Genomic DNA, 17583 nt, shown 5'->3' with positions numbered 1-17583 from the left:
CGATCTCGCCGCTGAACAGCATCGCTGTCGTGGCCAAGACGCCGGGGGAGATCACAGAATGCAACGACTCAACGTCAATGGAACGGATCGGGTTGTCGAGGTCGAGGCAGAAAAGCCATTGCTCTGGGTGTTGCGCGAGGACCTGCGGCTGACCGGGACGAAGTACGGTTGCGGAATGGCTCAATGCGGCGCCTGCACTGTCCAGATCGACGGCGTCGCGACGCGCTCCTGCGTTCTGCCGGTCTCCGCCATCAAGGAGACCCAGCGCATCGTGACGATCGAGGGCCTGTCGACGGACGCCTCGCATCCGGTGCAGCGCGCCTGGGCGGAGCTGGAGGTTCCGCAATGCGGCTACTGCCAATCCGGAATGATCATGGCGGCAGCCGGGCTCCTCAAAGAGAACGCACAACCGTCCGACGAGGATATTGCGGCAGGCATCACCAACATCTGCCGCTGCGGCACCTATAACCGCGTCCGGGACGCCATCAAGCTTGCCGCCCGCAACGGCAGCCCTGCCAACCGCGGCTGAGGGAGGAAACGACAATGATCACCCTGTCCCGCCGTGGCTTCATCGTCGGTTCCGCCGCGGCCGCCGGCAGCTTCAGCCTGGGCTTCAGCGTCGCCGGCGCACAGTCCGATACGGCAGCTGCTGACGAGGTGAACGCCTGGATCGTCATTCAGCCCGACGAGACGGTCGTCCTTCGGATGGCCAAGTCGGAGATGGGCCAGGGCAGCCTGACCGGTCTCGCGCAGCTGGTGGCGGAGGAGCTGGAGTGCGACTGGTCGCGCATCAGGACCGAATACGCCCTGCCGGCCCGAAACATCGCCCGCGGCAACGCCTGGGGCGATCTCAGCACGGGCGGAAGCGGCTCGATCCGGGAAACGCATCAGGAGCTGCGCCAGGCCGGAGCCACCGCGAGGCTCATGCTTGTCGCCGCAGCTGCGAAGAGTTGGGGCGTCGACCCCGGCCTGTGCACCGTGTCCCGTGGCGAGATCCGCGCATCCGATCGCACGACAACCTACGGCAAAGTCGCCAGGCTCGCCGCCGCCATGCCCGTTCCAAACGATGTCAGGCTCAAGGAGCCGAGCGAATGGCGTCTCATCGGCACGTCCGTGCGTCGGATCGACACCGCCGACAAGCTGACCGGAAAGCAGATCTTCGGCGTCGACTTCACCTTGCCGGGCATGCTGAACGCAGCGGTTCGCGCCTGCCCCACCTTCGGCGGCCGGGTCGAGAGCTTCGATGCCACGGCGGTGGCAAAAATGTCGGGTGTCCGTCATGTGCTGCAGATCGACGACGCCACGGTCGCGGTCGTTGCCGATAGTTGGTGGCAGGCGAAAACCGCCATCGAGGCGTTGCCGATCGAATGGGATCCCGGACCGAACCGTGACCTCAGCAGCGCGTCGATTGCCGCGATGATCGACGCGGGCCTGGCCCGCGAGGAAGGATTTGCCGGCCACGAGATCGGCGATGCGCGCTCGACGCTCGCCCATGCGGCCCGGACCGTCACCGCGACCTACAGCTACCCTTACCAGGCGCATGCCGCCATGGAGCCGCTCAACGCGACCGCGCTCTACACCCCCGACAGATGCGAGGTCTGGGCTCCGACGCAGAACACGACGGCGAGCCTCGAGGAAACGGCGTCCGCGAGCGGGCTCCCGCGCGAGCAGTGCGAAGTCTACCGGCTGCATCTCGGCGGGGGCTTCGGACGGCGTCTCTACACCGATTTCGTGCGGCAAGCCGTCCTGATCGCCAAACAGGTTCCGGGCACGCCGATCAAGCTGATCTGGTCGCGCGAAGAGGACATGACGCATGACGCCTATCACCCGATCACCAAGTCCAGATTGACCGCGGCATTGGACGCGCAAGGCCATCTGACCGCGCTGCACATGCGCATCGCTGGCCAGTCCATCCGCGCCAGATGGGCGCCGCACCGGCTGGTCAACGGCGGCACGGGCGACCCGCACGTGTTTCACGGCCTGACCGAGGAGACATTCGGCTACTCGATCCCGAACCTCCTGATCGACCACGTCATCTGCCAGCCGGCCGTGACGCCCGGTTCCTGGCGGGGGGTTCACCTCAACCAGAACACCATCTACGTGGAATGCTTCCTCGACGAGGTCGCGCACGCGGCCGGCAAGGACCCGCTGGTCTTCCGTCAGGAGCTTTTGCGCGAGCACCCGAAGCATCTCGCCGTTCTGACGGCGGCCGCGGAACGGGCGGGATGGTCGACCCGGCCGCCCCCGGGCGTGCATCGAGGCCTGGCCGTCGCGATGGGCTACGGCAGCTACATCGCCGCGGTCGCGGAAGTGTCGGTCGCGGACGGCCGCCTCAAGATCCATCGCGTCGTGGCCGCGATCGACCCCGGTTATGTGGTCAACCCCGAACTTGTGAGGCGACAGACCGAAGGCTGCCTCGCCTTCGGCCTCTCCGCCTGCCTCTACGGCGAATGCACGGTCGCCAACGGTGCGATCGAGCAGACCAACTATCACGACTACGAGGTCATGCGTCTGGCAGACATGCCGCTGGCGGAAACCGTGATCGTGCCGTCCGGCGGCTTCTGGGGCGGCGCCGGCGAGCCTGTGATCAGTGTTGCCGCGCCGGCCGTCCTCAACGCCATCTTTGCGGCCACCGGCCAACGGATTCGCGACCTGCCGGTCAAGAACCACAGCTTTCAGGCTATCTGAGGCCGTTCGGCCGAGGCCAGCTCGAGGAACCGGCGGCCGGGCGCGGACAAGGCGCCGTCCCGCCAGGCCAGCGCGGTGGGCAGGCTGGGTGCCCGGACGCCCGACAGGGGCCGGTAGGCGACGCCGGGCCGCTGGATGACCTGCAGCGATCCGGCGACGAAGCCGCAGCCGACCCCGGCCGCGGCCAGGCCGATCAGGGTGGTCATCGACGCAAGCTCCTGGACGATGTTCGGGCTGAAGCCGGCCTGCCGGCAGAGCAGGATGATCTGATCGTAGAGATGCGGCCCGATGGAACGAGGGCCGATCAGGAAGGGCTGGCCGGCCAGGCGGTGCGGTGGAACCGCTTCCAGCCGGGACAGCTCATTCGACATCGGGATCGCCAGGACCAGCTCGTCCGCGCCGAGATCCCGCTGCGCCAGGCCCGGGGCCGAAAGCGGCGGGTGCAGCAGCGCGATGTCGATCTCCTCCGCCAGCAGCCCGGCCTCCAGCCGCGCCGTCTCGGCCTGCACGAGATCGATCGCGACCTCGGGGAAGGCGGACCGGAAGCGCTGCACTAGCTCGGGCATCCCGACATAGGAGGTCAGCGCCGTGAAGCCGAAGCGCAGGCGCCCGATCTCGCCGGCCGCGGCCCGGCGCGCGCCCGCCATCGCGTCCCTGGCGCTGCGCACCGCGACCCGGGCATGGTCGAGGAAACTGCGGCCCGCATCGGTGAGCAGGACTTGGCGCCGGTTCCGCTCCAGCAGGGTCACGCCGACCTCGGCCTCGAGCGCCTGGATGCGCCCGCTCAGCGACGGCTGGGTCAGGTTGAGCCGGGCCGCGGCGCGCCGGAAATGCAGCTCCTCCGCCACCACGGCAAAGCATTCCAGCGACCGCACATCCATCGGGCCTCTCCTCTTGTGATAGCCATTCCTTATCACAGATCGCGAGATTCCGATTGGACGCCGATCAGACCCCTCCCCATCCTTGGGACGCTGGCGCCTTCAGGCACCGGCTGTTCCACGACTGCGAAGTGACGCCCCCCATGATCGAGCTCACGGTCAACGGCAGCCCGCACCGCTTCGACGGCGATCCCGGCACGCCCCTGCTCTGGTTCCTGCGCGACGAGATCGGCCTGATGGGCACCCGCTTCGGCTGCGGCGCCGGGCTGTGCGGCTGCTGCACCGTCCATGTCGGCGGCGAGGCCACCCGGTCCTGCAGCGTCACCATGGCCGATCTGGGCGGCGCCTCGGTCCTGACCATCGAGGGGCTGGGCGCCGGCGGTCCGCACCCGCTGCAGGCCGCCTGGATCGCGATCGGCGTGCCGCAATGCGGCTACTGTCAGTCCGGGCAGATCATGCAGGCGGCGGCGCTGCTGGCCACCACCCCCAGCCCGACCGATGCCGATATCGACACGGCGATGTCGGGCAATCTGTGCCGCTGCGGCACCTATCCGCGGATCCGCGCCGCCATCCACCAGGCCGCCGCGGCCGGCGGCGATGCCGGCCGGCGGGCCGACGCCGCGCCGGCCGAGCCGCAGGCCCGGCCATGACCATCATGCAGCCCGTGATCTCGCGCCGCGGCTTCGTCTTCGGCATCAGCGCCCTCGGCGGCGGGCTTGTGCTCGGCCTCCGCCCCGGCGCCGCGCTGGCCCAGCCCGACCTCGACGCCATCGCAGGCGCGCCGGAGGTGACGGCCTGGGTGGTGATCGAGCCCGACGACACCACGGTCATCCGCATCGCCCGCTCGGAGATGGGCCAGGGCATCGCCACGGCCCTGGCCATGCTGGTGGCGGAAGAGCTGGAATGCGACTGGTCGCGGGTGCGGACGGAATATATCGGCGCCGCCGAGAACCTGGCCCGGGGCAAGCCCTGGGGCGACATGGTGACCTCGAACAGCAACTCGGTCCGCAACTCGCAGGAGATGCTGCGCAAGGCCGGGGCGCAAGCGCGGTCGATGCTGCTGGCGGAGGCGGCCGGCCGCTGGGGCGTCCCGGTCGAGGACTGCAGCGCCAAGGACAGTGTGGTCAGCCATGCCGGGACCGGCCGGACCCTGCGCTACGGCGAGATCGCCGAGGCCGCGTCCCGCCGCCCGGTCCCGGCCGAGGTGACGCTGAAGCCGCCTGAGGCCTGGCATCTGATCGGCACGCCGGTCCGCCGCCTGGACACGGTGGAAAAGACCATGGGCCAGCCGATCTACGCCAGCGACATGCGCCTGCCGGGCATGCTGTATGCGGCGGTCAGCGCCTGCCCGGCCTATGGCGGCAAGCTGAAGGGCTTCGACGCCGGCACCGTGCAGGCGATGCCCGGCGTGCACAGCGTCGTGCCGGTCGGGGACTCCGCGGTCGCCGTGGTGGCCGCATCCTGGTGGCAGGCCAAGACCGCGCTGGATGCCTTGCCGGTGACCTGGGACGAGAGCGGCGGCGCCGGGCTGTCGACCGACGCCCTGCAGCAGATGTTCGAGCAGGGCCTCGACGCCGACGGCGACGCCAAATTCGCGCTGCGGCGCGGCGACGTCGATGCCGCCCTCGCCTCGGCCGTCACCCGCATCGAGGCGGTCTACCGCGCGCCCTACCTCGCCCATGGCACCATGGAGCCGCAGACCTGCACCGCCCATGTGACGGCGGACCGGGCCGAGATCTGGGCGCCGACGCAGAACGGCGAAGGCACGCTGCGCGCCGTCGCCGGGACGCTGAAGCTCGACCCGTCCCAGGTGATCGTGCACAAGCGCCAGCTCGGCGGCGGCTTCGGGCGCCGCGGCATCGCCCAGGACTGGGCCCGGCAGGCGGCGCTGATCGGCAAGGCCGTGGGGCTGCCGGTGAAGGTGGTGTGGAGCCGCGAGGAGGACATCACCCACGACTACTACCGGCCGATGGTCGCGGCCCGCCATGTCGCCGGCTTCGACGCCCTGGGGCGGCTGGTCGCCTGGCGGGTCCGGGTCTGCGGCTCCTCGATCGCCGCGACGCTGTCGCCGCAATGGCTGCGCGACGGCCAGGACATGGCGATGACGGACGGCTTCCACGACGACGACATGCTGTACGACGTGCCGAACTTCGAATCCGGCAGCGTGATACGGACCACCGCCATCCCGGTCGGCTTCTGGCGCGGCGTGAACCTGTCCCAGAACGGCTACTTCCGCGAGGCCTTCGTCGACGAGATGGCCCAGGCCTCTGGCCAGGACCCCTACCAGTTCCGGCGCACGCTGCTGGCCGGGGCGCCGCGCACGCTGGCCGTGCTGGACGAGGCGGCGCGGCGGGCGGGCTGGGGCCAGGCGCCGGACGGCATTCACCAGGGCATCGCCGTGATCGAAGGCGACGGCTCGGTCTGCGCCCAGGTGGTCGAGATCTCGGTCGGGACCGACGGCACGATCAAGCTGCATCGGGTCGTCTGCGCCGTGGATCCGGGTTACGCCATCAATCCGGACACGATCACGGCCCAGATCGAGAGCGCGATCATCCAGGGCCTGTCGGCGGCGCTGAGCGGCGAGATCACCTTCAAGGACGGCCGGCCGGAGCAGAGCAACTTCCACGACTACACCATCCTGCGCATCGACGAGGTCCCGCCGGTCGAGACCGCGATCGTGCCGAGCGGTGACCGCTACAGCGACCGCTGGGGCGGCATCGGCGAGACCGGGCTGCCGCCGGTGGCAGCCGCCCTGGCCAATGCGGTGTTCGCCGCGACGGGAAAGCGCATCCGCACCCTGCCGCTGAAGGCCCACAAGCTGTGGCCTGGCTAGATCGGGATGAGTTCAGAGCGGAATGAATTGGGGTCGGGTCACGTCAGCGTATTTCGGCGGGGACTGAAAGGACGTCGGCCGTCGTCATGTTGCCTCTCCCGCCTGTCGGGACCTTTTCACGACGCCTATCCCTCGCCGTCATTGCGAGGGGGCGAAGCCGACGAAGCAATCCAGAGGCCACGCCAAGCGGCCCTGGATTGCTTCGCTGCGCTCGCAATGACGGTGTTGGGGATTCTGAAAAAATCTGCAAGCGAGACCTTTTCAAAACAGTTGAAGCCCGTTCCTTTTTAGTCCCCCTCAAGCGGGACCTTTTGAAAAATAGCTGTAGCCCTTTCTTTTTTGTCTTCCGCAAACAGGACCTTTTCAAAATAGCCGAAGCCCCTTCCTTTTTAGTCCCCCCTCCCCTTGCGGGAGGGGGCAAGGGGGAGGGTCTGCGCGCGTCCGCGCGCGAATGGGCAGAGAACAGGTCCCGCGATCAGAGCCGGATCGCCAGAGTCCAGGCCGATCTTGACGGCGAAAACCCCCTCCCCCTACCCCCCTCCCGCGAGGGCTACGGCATTCGCACATCGATCAGTGAGACCGACTGCAGGTAGGCGAACAGATTGCCTCTCCCGCTTGCGGGAGAGGTCGGACAACAGGACTCGGCGGGCGTGCGGATGAGATGGGTGAATGCCGTAGCCCGCGAGGGGAGTGGGGACTCTTTTCACTTTCGGTCGATGGCTTTGCTGTCTCGCCGTCAGAAGTGATAGGCGGCGCGGGCGCTGGCGGACTGGCTGAGGAACGAGCCGCCGATATCGGCCGTGTACTCGCCCTTCAGCTCGAAGCCGCCGGCCCGGAACAGCTGCAGCCCGACATCGATCCGGCCCAGCACCTCCGGCGAGTCGATCTGGTCGCTGAAGGTGCCGTTCGCCGAGGACGCCCCGGCGAAGCTGGAATGGATCGTCCGGCTGTTGTCCGGCAGGTAGCTCATGCCGAAGGCGACATAGGCCCGCAGCGCGGTCTCCGGATCCAGGTCCAGCCGCCCGCCGAACTCCACCATCGGCGACAGCGCCACGCTGGTCTTGCTGCTGCCGCGCACATCCAGCGCGTAGAGGTCGTCGCCCTTCTCCTCGAAGCCGGGCAGGTCGGTGTAGACCACGTCGAGGTCGCCATAAGGCCGGATGTACCAGTCGTCGAAGGCGACCTCATAGGCGGCGCGCAACCGGCCGCCGGCCAGGAAGATGCTCGGGTCGCTCTTCAGCGTCTCGCCGGCGATGCCGGGGATGTCGACCCGCCGGTCGGTGTGGAACGAGCCGCCGGCGAAGGCGACCGACCCGGCGAACTGCCACGGCCCCATGACCCGCTTGACCGTGACCGACCCGTCATAGGTGTCGCCGTTGCCGGAGGAGCCGCCATCCATGGTCGCCCAGCTCTGGCCGAAGCCGAAGGAGGCGCCGAGATACCAGTCCGGGGCGATCTCGTGCTGGGCGCCGATCCGGTAGGTCGTGCCCGAGACGTAGTAGCCCTGGGTGTCGCTGGTGGAGGACTGGTCGGTCCAGCGCCCGGTGACCTTGGCCCAGGCGCAGTTGTCCTCGCCCAGCAGCACGGTGTCGTCGATGAAGACCGGGCAGCTCATCGCCGCCCCCAGGATGGTGCCGGCCGAATTGGCCAGGGCGATCGACTGGGCATGCGCCGCCTTGCTGGACCAGGCGTCGAGCGCTGCCTTGTAGTCGCTGCGGTCGTTGATCGTCGACAGCTGGGCGAAGCGGGTGGCGAAGGCCTTGTCGCCATTGGTCCAGGCCCGGCCGTAATAGCCGGCGAGCGAGGACTGGCTGTCGTTCAGCGCCACGTCGCCGGGCTTGAAGTCCGACCGCGGCGCCAGCGTCAGGGTATTGCCGGACTGCGCCGTGTCCCAATGGAACAGCAGCGCGTCCAGCCCGTCGGCGGTGGAGGTGAGGTGCCCCGCGGTCACCACCGGCAACGCGCCCGGCAGCAGCGTCAGCACCGTCGGCACGATCTTGCCGTCCAGCGTCGCCGTGCCGTCGACCTGCAGGTGGTCGGCCGCCTTGTTGAGCGAGTCGACGGTCACGCCCAGCCGGCCCTCACCGGTCTGGGTGAAGTCGCCGGTGACATGGGTGGCCCGCAGCTCGCCCGGCATGCCGAGATTGACGGTGCCGCTGTTGAGCACGCGGCCCTGCACCTCGGCGCCGGAGTTGTAGGTGCCGCGATTGGCGAACAGGCCGCCATTGTGGAACAGCGAGCCGGTGACGGTGCCGTCGCTGGTGACATCGGCATGTCCGCCCCCCGACGCCCGGATGGCCGTGCCGTCTGTCCCGGACACCGTGGTGATCAAGCCCACCGAGCCCACAGTCACCTTGCCGGCGGCGGGCGTGTCGAGCCGAATGGCCGTGCCGCCGGATGCGCCCGCGGCGTCGGCGTTCGCACCGAGGGGCGCCGCCGTTTGACCGCTGCTCTTCGTCGTCCCGCCGACAACGGTGCCGGAGACGTTGATGTTGACCGGCCCGCTGTCGGAGGAGCCCGCGCTTTGTGCGAAGATGCCGATCCCGTTCGTGCCGGTGGCCGACACCGTACCATCCACGGTGACGGTGACGGCCCCACCGGCGGCCGAGGTATAAGGTGAACCGGCGTAGATCGTGTCGCCGATGCTGACGATCCCCCCGGCGCCGCCGACGCTTTGCGCAAGGATGCCGATCGCCCCCGCGCCGGTGACGCTGATCGCGCCATCGGTCTCGACGGATACGGCTCCGCCGGTCCCACTGGACGAGTGGTACGCGAGGGGCGACAAGTCCGTGGTCACTTCCGGAGTGTCGCTGGATTGGTTGACGACGCGGATGAGCCCGCCGCCGCCGCCGACCGACTGCGCCACGACGCCGTGCGCCCCGACGCCTGTCGTCGAGATGCTGCTCTGATTGTCGAGGGTGATGCTGACGGGTCCGCCACCGCCGCTGGCCCCCCCACCCCCGAGCCCGATATTGTCGGCGTTGATCGTGATCTGGCCGCTCGGCTGGCTGATGATGCTCCCGCCGCTGCCGCCGATGCTCTGTGCCAGGATGCCGTAGGAATTATTGCCGGTCGTGCTGATCGTGAGGGGCGCCGGTCCCCCGACAGGTTCGAGAGTGACCGAGCCGCCGTCGCCGCTGGTGGCCTGGCCCTGGCCGGCGTGGAATTGCAGGGTGCCGGACTGTTGAAAGCCGGATTCGAAGTAGTGGCTGCCGGCGCCCACAATCCCGCCGCCGCCGCCGATCGATTGCAGGACGATGCCGTCGGCCGCGTCGCCGTTGGCCGTGTCGACGTTGGTGGCAATCGTCATGGCGTTGCCCTGCCCGAAGTTCAGCACCACCGTGCCGCCATTGCTGTCGCCGCCGTGGTCCAAATTCCAGCCCAATCTGAGATTGCCGACCGCGCTGTCCGAGCCGTCGGCGCCGATGCCTCCGCCACCGCCGATGCTCTGGGCGATCACACCGGCGGCGCCGAACCCCGCGGTGCTGATGGTCGTCTCGCCGCTGCCCTGCTGGACGATCACGTCGCCGCCGTCACCACCGTCGCCGCCGTTGCCGCCGACGAGCATATCGAGGTTGACCGATATCTCGGGAAACCCGCCGGTGCCGTGCGCGGCCGCGGTGCCGCCCTTGCCGCCGCCGCCGCCGATCGACTGCGCGACGACGCCGTTGGCCCAATCCCCTAGCGTCGTGATCGACGCGGCGGGGTACACCGTGACCGATCCACCCGTGCCGCCCGTCCCCCCGGTGCCGCCGAGGGAGAGGGACAAGCCGATATCGATCTGCGGAATCGAACCGCTGTTGAGATAGCCCTCGATCTCGCTCTGCGCCTCGCGCCCCTTCAGTGCGGCGATGACCGGGTTGTCGGGCGAAGCGTCGGACCCGGCCGAGCCGCCAAGCCCGCCGCCGCCGCCGATCGACTGCGCCAGAATGCCGGTCGCATCGCCGCCATGGGTCGCGATCGGGGCTGTCACGGCGACCGTGACATCGCCGCCGTTTCCGCCGCCGGTGCCGGTGGCACCGAGGCTGAATGTCACGCTCGGCTTGACGGTCCCCTTCTCGCCCACCGAGTACGACTGCGCCGCGCTGACGGAGCCGCCCTGGGACGAGCCGCCGCCGCCGCCGATCGAATGCGCCAGCAGCCCGATCGCCCCCGAGCCGTAGGTCGTGATGCCGCTCGATCCGCCGTAGAGAAAGGCCGTGACGTCACCGCCATTGCCGCCGTTCCCGCCCTGCGAGCCCAGCGTGACGTTGACCGACGCGGTGTTCCCGGTGCCGAACGACTGCGTGTTGCCGCTGCCGATGCCGGAATCGCCGCCGCCGCCGCCGATCGATTGCGCCTTGAGCCCGTCCGCATAGTCGCCGAAGGTCACGATGGAGGTCGGGTTGCTGCCGGTCGGATCCTGAGAGATCACGCTGCCCGTGACCGTGCCGCCGATCGCCGCCTGGACGTCACCGCCCGCACCGCCGGGGCCGCCGGTGCCCCCGACCTTGACGTTTATCGTCGTGCCGAGTGTCGACGGATTGTCAGGCACCGGCGTCAGGTCGTATCCCAGCACCGCGGACATTGCGGAGGAATCGCCGCCCGCCCCGCCGCCGCCGCCGATCGACTGCAGCAGCACGGCCGTCGAGCCCTGGCCGCTGGTCGTGATCGCCCCGCCATTCGACAGGGAAAACTGTGCGGCATCGCCCCCGTTGCCGGACGCGGCCCCGGAGCCGCCCGCCCCGCCGACCGCGACGGAGACGGCCAGTGAGTTCTGTCCGCCCTCGTCGGGGGTGGGGACTGCGATCGCGATGGATTTCGCCGTCGCCGAGCCGCCATGGCCGCCCCCGCCGCCGATGCTCTGGACCACGACCCCATAGGCGTCGACCGGGAGCGTGTTGCAGGGCGACGAGGGGCAGGCACTCTGGCTGGACCCCTGACCGGTCAGCAGCAGTGAGTCCTGGCCCGTCGCGATCGTGCCGCCGACCACCGTGACCGCAGCCAGGCCACTGGCTCCACCCGAGCCCCCCGTGCCGCCCACGGCGACCGAGCCCGAAAATCCCGGCCCCACCGACCCGGCGAACGCCCCGCCGCCGGTCCCGCCGCCGCCGCCGATCGACTGGGCGACGAGCCCGGGCGACTTCGACCCGCTGGTCGTGATCGTCGCCCCATTGGTGTCGATGGTGACCGACCCGCCGGTGTTGCCGCCGCCGCCCGAGCCGCCGATGACGACCGACGCGAACAGCTGCCCGGCGGCGGCATTGCCGGCGTTGCCGCCGCCGCCGCCGATCGATTGCATGACGATGGCAGGCGAGAAATCGCCGGTCGTGCCGACGACGTTCGCGCCGGCGCCGAACGTCCCGGTCACGGCCCCGCCGGCGCCGCCCGCGGCGCCTGACCCACCCACGGTGGCGACACCACCCTTCGCGCCGCCGCCATCGCCGCCGCCGCCGCCGATCGACTGGCCCAGCACGCCGATCGTGGCGAAGCCGCTCGTCGCGATGCTGCTGCCGTCCCCGGCGGTGAAATCGACGGTGCCCCCGTTGCCGGCCACGTCGCCGTTGCCGCCGACCGAGGAGATCGGGCCCGATCCCTGCCCACCGGCGCCGCCGCCGCCGCCGATCGCCTGCAGCAGGACAGCCTCGGCGTTCGACCCGCCGGTGACGATCGACCCGTTGTTGGTCACGCTCACATTGCCGGTGGTGCCGGCCGAGCCGCCCGAGCCGCCGCCGCCGTGGATCAGGCCCCAGGCCGATCCTCCCGAGCCGCCAGCCCCCGCCATCGATTGCACGAGGATGCCGCGGGCCGTCGTCCCTTCCGTGGTGATCGAACCGCCGTTCGTGACCGTCACATTGCCCGCATCGCCGCTGGCCCCGCCTTGGCCGCCGCCGCCGCCACCACCGGACCCGCCGCCGGCATCACCGCCCGAGGCGCTGAGGCTCTGCGCCAGGATGCCGACGGAGTCCGTACTGGACGTCTGGATCCCGGAGGCGCTGTCGAGCGTCACCGACACGTCGCCCGCGTCGCCGCCATCCCCACCGTCTCCGGTGATCGCTTTGCCGAAGGAGGCTATAGCCATTCCGCCGTCACCCCCGATGCCTCCCTCCGAGTAGGCGACGATGCCCGGGGAGGAAGCGCCTGTCGTCGCTATGGAGCCGCCCGTCAGGCCGACGGAAATGTCGCCGCCGGCTCCGCCCGTGCCGCCCTGGCCGCCCTCGGCGACCCCGCCGAAGCTGGTGCTGCCTTGGCCCCCGTCGCCGCCAGTGCCGCCGAGACTGCCCGCAAGGAGCCCTGGCGAGGTCGGGCCTGCTGTCGTTACGGAGACGGGGGCCGAGCCGGGCGCGGCCACGGCGATGTCGGCGCCTCCGGCAGTCCCGCCGCCGCCGCCATTGCCGCCGTCGGGGTCCACGTCGTTCCCATCCCCACCGTCGCCGCCCTCGCTCACCGCCGCGACCCCGGCGCTCAGGATCTCTTGGGAGGAGGAACTCGGGGGCGTCCCGGTCACGGTGAGGCTCACATCGCCGGAGAGGTTGACGCTCGCCTGCCCTGCGGCCCCCCCTCCACCACCGGCGCCGCCGCTATTGTTGCTGGTGCCCCCGCCCTCGGACCACGCCGCGATGCCAAAGACACCATCGTTGCCTTGGGGATCGTTCTGCCAGGCCCAGTCGACCGCGACCGCCGCGCTGTTGGTTATGGTGGCAGTACCGGCGGCTCCGCCGTTCGAGCCCGAGCCGCCGCTGCCGCCAGCTCCGCCGCGGCTGATGGCCCCGATTCCGACGAAGCCGCCCTGACCTGCCAGCGAGGCGAAGATCGTGCCGCTGTTCACGATGCTCACGCTTGCGGAATCCCCGCCGCTGCTGCCCTGGTTCGAGAATCCGGCGCCGCCGATGTCCTCCGCCCAGATCGCCGCTCCGCCCTGCCCCTGGAGGGTCGACAGGTTCAGGGTGATCTGGCCGGAGTTGTCGATGGTGATCCCTGCCTGGACGCTGCTGCCGGACACGCTGACGCTGGAGCCGCCGGGATTGCCCGATCCGGCCTCCTGCCGCACGAAGATGGCGTCGACGGTCAGGTCGATCGACGACGCATTTTCCGACAAGGTGATCGATCCCGAATTGGTGAGGTCGATCCCCTGGGTGTTCCCGCCGGTATTGCCTCCGTCATCATTCCCGGCGGCAGAGAGCAACAGCCCGACCGTCTGGCTGGACGACACCGCGATCTGCAGGTCGCCCTGGGACGTCACCGCCATGGGCGAAGGCTCCGCGGCATTCGGGCCGTCGTGCGGTGCCGTCGCGTGGATGGTAGACGTAGAGGTTCCTTGCGGGATGGTGCAGGTATAGACGCCGTTCTGCAAGCTGCAGCTCTGCGCCGTGGCCTGGACCGGCAAGGCGAGCCACGCCGCGCTGCCGAGCAGCCCGGCGAGGAGGCTTCGCGAGGCGGGGGTCGACCAGCCCTGCATCGCCACCCGCCCGGTCGGCGGTGTCGCGGGCCGGGCCCATGCCTCGGCCGCGGAAATCTCGGCGACCGGCAGTGCTGCGGTCGAGCGGACATACCAGGAAGACAGTCGCGTCATCACACCCCCCAACTCGAATTCACCGCCGGCCACCGCGTCCAGGGCCATGTTTCGACAGCGCGCAAAAGATCGGAAAACTATCGGGGGTCTCGATATCCGGAACTGAATTACTTGGCCGCGACGGGCGTCCCCATCCGTCGAATGCATAGCATCCTATTCGCGAGCTGCGAGACCCACAAGCAAGATTCGCAAACTCAATGACGGGGGGCGTGATCGTTTCAGGCTGAATCATGCCGGCGCCGAAGAACAAACGGAATGACGGGCGTTTCCGCCCTCTTCCGCTTGCGGGACTTTTCAGAATCCCCCAACCCGTCATCCCCGCGAAAGCGGGGATCTCGTCACGCTTTGACCGGACAGAGATTCCCGCTTTCGCGGGAATGACGGCAAAGGGATGGATTGCTGTTCCGAAAAGGTCCCGCAAGCGGGATTTCTTCAGAATGTCTCTCGGGCCATTTTGGGGACCAGTAACGGCATCGACCGAAAGAGAAAAGAGTCCCCCCTCCCCTCGCGGGAGGGGGTAGGGGGAGGGGGTTTTTGCCGCCAAGACTGGCCTGGACTCTGGCGATCCGGCTCCGACCTGGGACCTGTTCCTGCGCATTCGCGCGCGGACGCGCGCAGACCCCTCCCCCTGCCCCCTCCCGCAAGGGGAGGGGGAACAAAAAAGAACCGCTTCGGGGCAACACCTCGCCGGTTGGTGCGATCGGCTGTTAACACATTGTTCTCTTGTATTAATCTGCGATCATGTTCATGCTACGTTCTATGGACACCGCGCAGACCGATTCGATCCCGGAAGCCCCGGCCGCTCCCCAGGAGGAGCGGGCCGCGGATCTGCGCGTGCTGGCGGAGCTGGTCGAGATCCAGATGTCGATCGCCCGGGCGACGCAGCAGGAGGCGTTGCAAGCACCGCAGCCCGGCGTTGACTATTGCCAGCGGATCGCCACCGTCGCGCGCTCGGTGCGGCTGACCCTGCTGCTCAAGGACAAGCTGTCGCAGCAGGTCGACGAGCGTCGCAAGGCCGCGGCGAAGCGGGAGGCGGCGCAGGAGGATTTTCACGATCTGCGGGTGAAGCTGGCGATGCTGGCGGCGGCCTACGAGGTGTCCGAGGACAATGAGGAGATCGACCGCCGCGTCACCGAGGTGCGCGAGCAGCTGGAGCGGCCCGAGGTGCTGGAGCTGATCGAGGCCAGCCGGGCGCCGGTCGCGGTGGCGGCGTTGTGCCGGCGCTGGGGCTTCCCGGTGCAAGTGGAGCGCTGGCTGGAGATGGCCGACGTGGCCATGGAGGAGCTGGGCTTCATACCGCCGCAGGACGGCGAGGACGATCCGCCTGAGGATCCGCCCAAGCCCGGCTCAGCCGGCGGCCGCAAGCCCAGGCCGCCGGATACGGGGTGACCGCCGGCGAACCCACCCGCTTCACCAACCTTCAGCATTCGCGAACGCAGCCTTCCACACTCCCCCTCCCCTTGCGGGAGGGGGTTGGGGGAGGGGTCTGCGCGCGTCCGCGCGCCAATGCGCGGAGGACAGGCCTCGCCGTCATGGCCGAAGCGTCAGAGTTCAGCCCGGCCTTGATGGCGCCAACCCCCTCCCCCTGCCCCCTCCCGCGAGGGGAGGGGGAGAGTAGAAGGGATGCTTGCGCCTCCGGGGCTCCCTCAATCCAGACCGACCAGCCAGACCCGGCCGCCCTCGAGCGGCGTCAGCGGGCGGCCGCTCTGCTCCAGGCCGGACCGCTCGATCGTGCTTCGGGTGACGCCCAGCACCACGGGCGCCTCCGGCCTCACCCCGCGCAGCGCTGCTTCCGTCCGCTTGGCCGTGTTCGCCGTCTCCCCCACCACCGTGTAGTTCATCCGTCCGGGATAGCCGAGGTCGCCGACCACGACCTCGCCCGTGTGCAGGCCGATCCGGACCCGGCAGGCGGCGCGGCCGGCGCTCCGCTCCCCGTCGATGAAGCCGGCCAGTTCCACGGCGATCCGCCGGGCTCCCGCCACCGCATGCCGGGCATGATCGTCGTCCCGCAGCGGCGCGCCCCAGAAGGCCATCAGCCCGTCGCCGGTGTATTTGTCGATAGTGCCCCCCGCCTCTTCGACGATCGGCCCGATGCGGCCGAAGATCGTATTGAGATAGTCCGCGACCTCCGTCGCGCTGCGCCCGTCGGCGAAACGGGTGTAGCCCTCGAGATCGAGGAACAGGATGGTCATCTCGCGCTTGTCCGGCAGGCTGCTTTCCGGGCCCAGGGACAGCAGCTCGCGAACCAGGGCCTTGGGCGCATAGCGTTCGAACGACCGGACCGCCGTGGCCGTTCGCCGGATGGCCGCAGCCGTGCTCGCCACCTCGCTGACCGGGCTCCTCTCCCAGCGCTCCAACCCCGGCTCCCGGAAGTCGAACTGCGCGATCGCCGTCGACGCCTCTCCGAACGCGGTCAGCGGGCGCGCCAGGCGGCGGCCCAGGACGGCAGCCGCCAGCACCGCCAGCATCAGGAGGACGATGCTGACGCCGAGGACGACCGTGCCGCTCCAGCGGTCGCGCCCGGTGGTGGCCGAGTTGCGGTAGAAGCCGGCGATCAGCGGCAGATCGGCCGGGATCGGAAGATCCCGATAGATGTAGGTGTAATACGCGTCGCCGACCGGTCCCCAATGGGCGGTCCCCCGCCGCGGCGGATCGATCGAGGTCAGTGCATTGGGCGAGGACCAGATCGCCGCCATGCTGGCGTCGTCGATCGTGTCGATCGTCGGCACATCGCCGGCCTCGGCAATGGACCGCAGCCGCTCCGGTGCGGCCATGGCGGGATGGGCCACCACGCGGGTGCGATCCGCCAGAATGAAGGGCACCACCTCGAACTCTCGGCCGATGCCGTCGAGCGAAGACGACAGGCTTCCGACGGAGACGTCGGCGGCCAGAAGGCCGAGAAGCCGCCCGTCCCTGCGGATGGGGGCGCGATAGCTCAGCACGATCGCCCCATCCGAATGGCGCACGAACGGCGCCGACCACCGCCCGGCGGCTCCGCGCTCCGCCTGGTCGAGCAGGCGCTTCCGGATCGCGAGGACGTTCGTGTCGACCGGCGGAGCCAGCTCGCCCCCTGGCCAGAGACGCTGGCCGCCATCAGGCGTGATGACGGCGATCGTGCTGACCTGGGGGGTCGAAGCGGCCAGGCCTGCGGTGAACGCCCCGAAGGCATCGATGTCCGCCGGGTCGATGCGCCCCTCGGCGACCAGCCCCGCCGCCCTGTCCGTTTCCTGGCTGACCGGCGTCAACAGATGCTCGATGGGCGTGACGACGGCTTCGATCAGCAGGTCGGTGCGATCGCGCAGCAATCGCCGGGACACATCCTGCGATCCGAAGAATCCGACCAGGATCACGGGCAGGATCGCCGCCGCGATGAGGCCGCCGAGAAGAAGCGGGAGAAGCGCGGCGATCGCCCATCCGCGGCCCTGCCCTTTGCTCACGGTGACGATTGCGCCTGTTCCGCTGCAGCCATTCCGGCGGCCATTCTATCCAGCCCGGTGCGCCGACACTAGGCAGTGTGGACGAATTGACTCAGGTATCGGTTTGAGGATTCCGCCAAGAGACTCGATGTGATTCATGGAATGCCGGCTGGTTCGGAGGTCGGCGATGTTGACGAGAATGACGGAGACGGATTG

Annotated in this window: 8 protein-coding genes; 5 read left to right on the top strand and 3 right to left on the bottom strand. The window is 69.5% G+C overall.

All coding sequences use genetic code 11. The annotated features are described in order from the left end of the window. Window positions 1-58: 58 nt before the first annotated feature. Window positions 59-529, top strand: a complete 471-nt coding sequence (locus ACTOWL_RS26275; protein ID WP_441324247.1) for a (2Fe-2S)-binding protein — start codon at window positions 59-61, stop codon at window positions 527-529. Between the two features lie 14 nt (window positions 530-543). Next, entirely contained in the window at window positions 544-2688 is a 2145-nt protein-coding gene (locus ACTOWL_RS26270; RefSeq protein ID WP_441324246.1) for a molybdopterin cofactor-binding domain-containing protein, read from the top strand. Here ACTOWL_RS26270 and ACTOWL_RS26265 read toward each other — a convergent pair. After that, a complete protein-coding gene (locus tag ACTOWL_RS26265) occupies window positions 2676-3569 on the bottom strand; it encodes a LysR family transcriptional regulator (protein ID WP_441324245.1) in 894 nt (297 codons plus the stop codon). The two genes, ACTOWL_RS26270 and ACTOWL_RS26265, sit on opposite strands and share 13 nt — an antisense overlap. A 140-nt stretch (window positions 3570-3709) precedes the next feature. Between ACTOWL_RS26265 and ACTOWL_RS26260 the strand changes: the two genes are divergently transcribed. Both ACTOWL_RS26260 and ACTOWL_RS26255 read left to right on the top strand, forming a co-directional pair. After that, window positions 3710-4216: a (2Fe-2S)-binding protein gene (locus ACTOWL_RS26260; protein ID WP_441324244.1), complete on the top strand. Its 507-nt coding sequence runs from the start codon at window positions 3710-3712 to the stop codon at window positions 4214-4216. Then, window positions 4213-6399, top strand: coding sequence for a molybdopterin cofactor-binding domain-containing protein (locus ACTOWL_RS26255; protein WP_441324243.1), 2187 nt, complete (start codon window positions 4213-4215; stop codon window positions 6397-6399). The genes ACTOWL_RS26260 and ACTOWL_RS26255 overlap by 4 nt, the downstream gene beginning before the upstream one ends. 736 nt (window positions 6400-7135) lie before the next feature. Here the strand turns inward: ACTOWL_RS26255 and ACTOWL_RS26250 are convergent. Further along, window positions 7136-13951, bottom strand: coding sequence for a hypothetical protein (locus ACTOWL_RS26250; RefSeq protein ID WP_441324242.1), 6816 nt, complete (start codon window positions 13949-13951; stop codon window positions 7136-7138). 747 nt (window positions 13952-14698) lie between these two features. On the opposite strand from ACTOWL_RS26250, the gene ACTOWL_RS26245 reads away from it, so the two are divergent. Next, a complete protein-coding gene (locus ACTOWL_RS26245; RefSeq protein ID WP_441324241.1) occupies window positions 14699-15340 on the top strand; it encodes a hypothetical protein in 642 nt (213 codons plus the stop codon). 257 nt (window positions 15341-15597) lie between these two features. Here the strand turns inward: ACTOWL_RS26245 and ACTOWL_RS26240 are convergent, their stop codons facing one another. Next, window positions 15598-17388 carry an adenylate/guanylate cyclase domain-containing protein gene (locus ACTOWL_RS26240; protein WP_441324240.1) on the bottom strand — a complete coding sequence of 597 codons (1791 nt, stop codon included), beginning with the start codon at window positions 17386-17388 and terminating at the stop codon, window positions 15598-15600. Between the last annotated feature and the right edge of the window lie 195 nt (window positions 17389-17583).

The organism is Inquilinus sp. CA228, from assembly GCF_052078665.1.
Taxonomy (GTDB): Bacteria; Pseudomonadota; Alphaproteobacteria; order DSM-16000; family Inquilinaceae; genus Inquilinus.
This window is presented reverse-complemented; position numbering and strand designations above follow the sequence as displayed.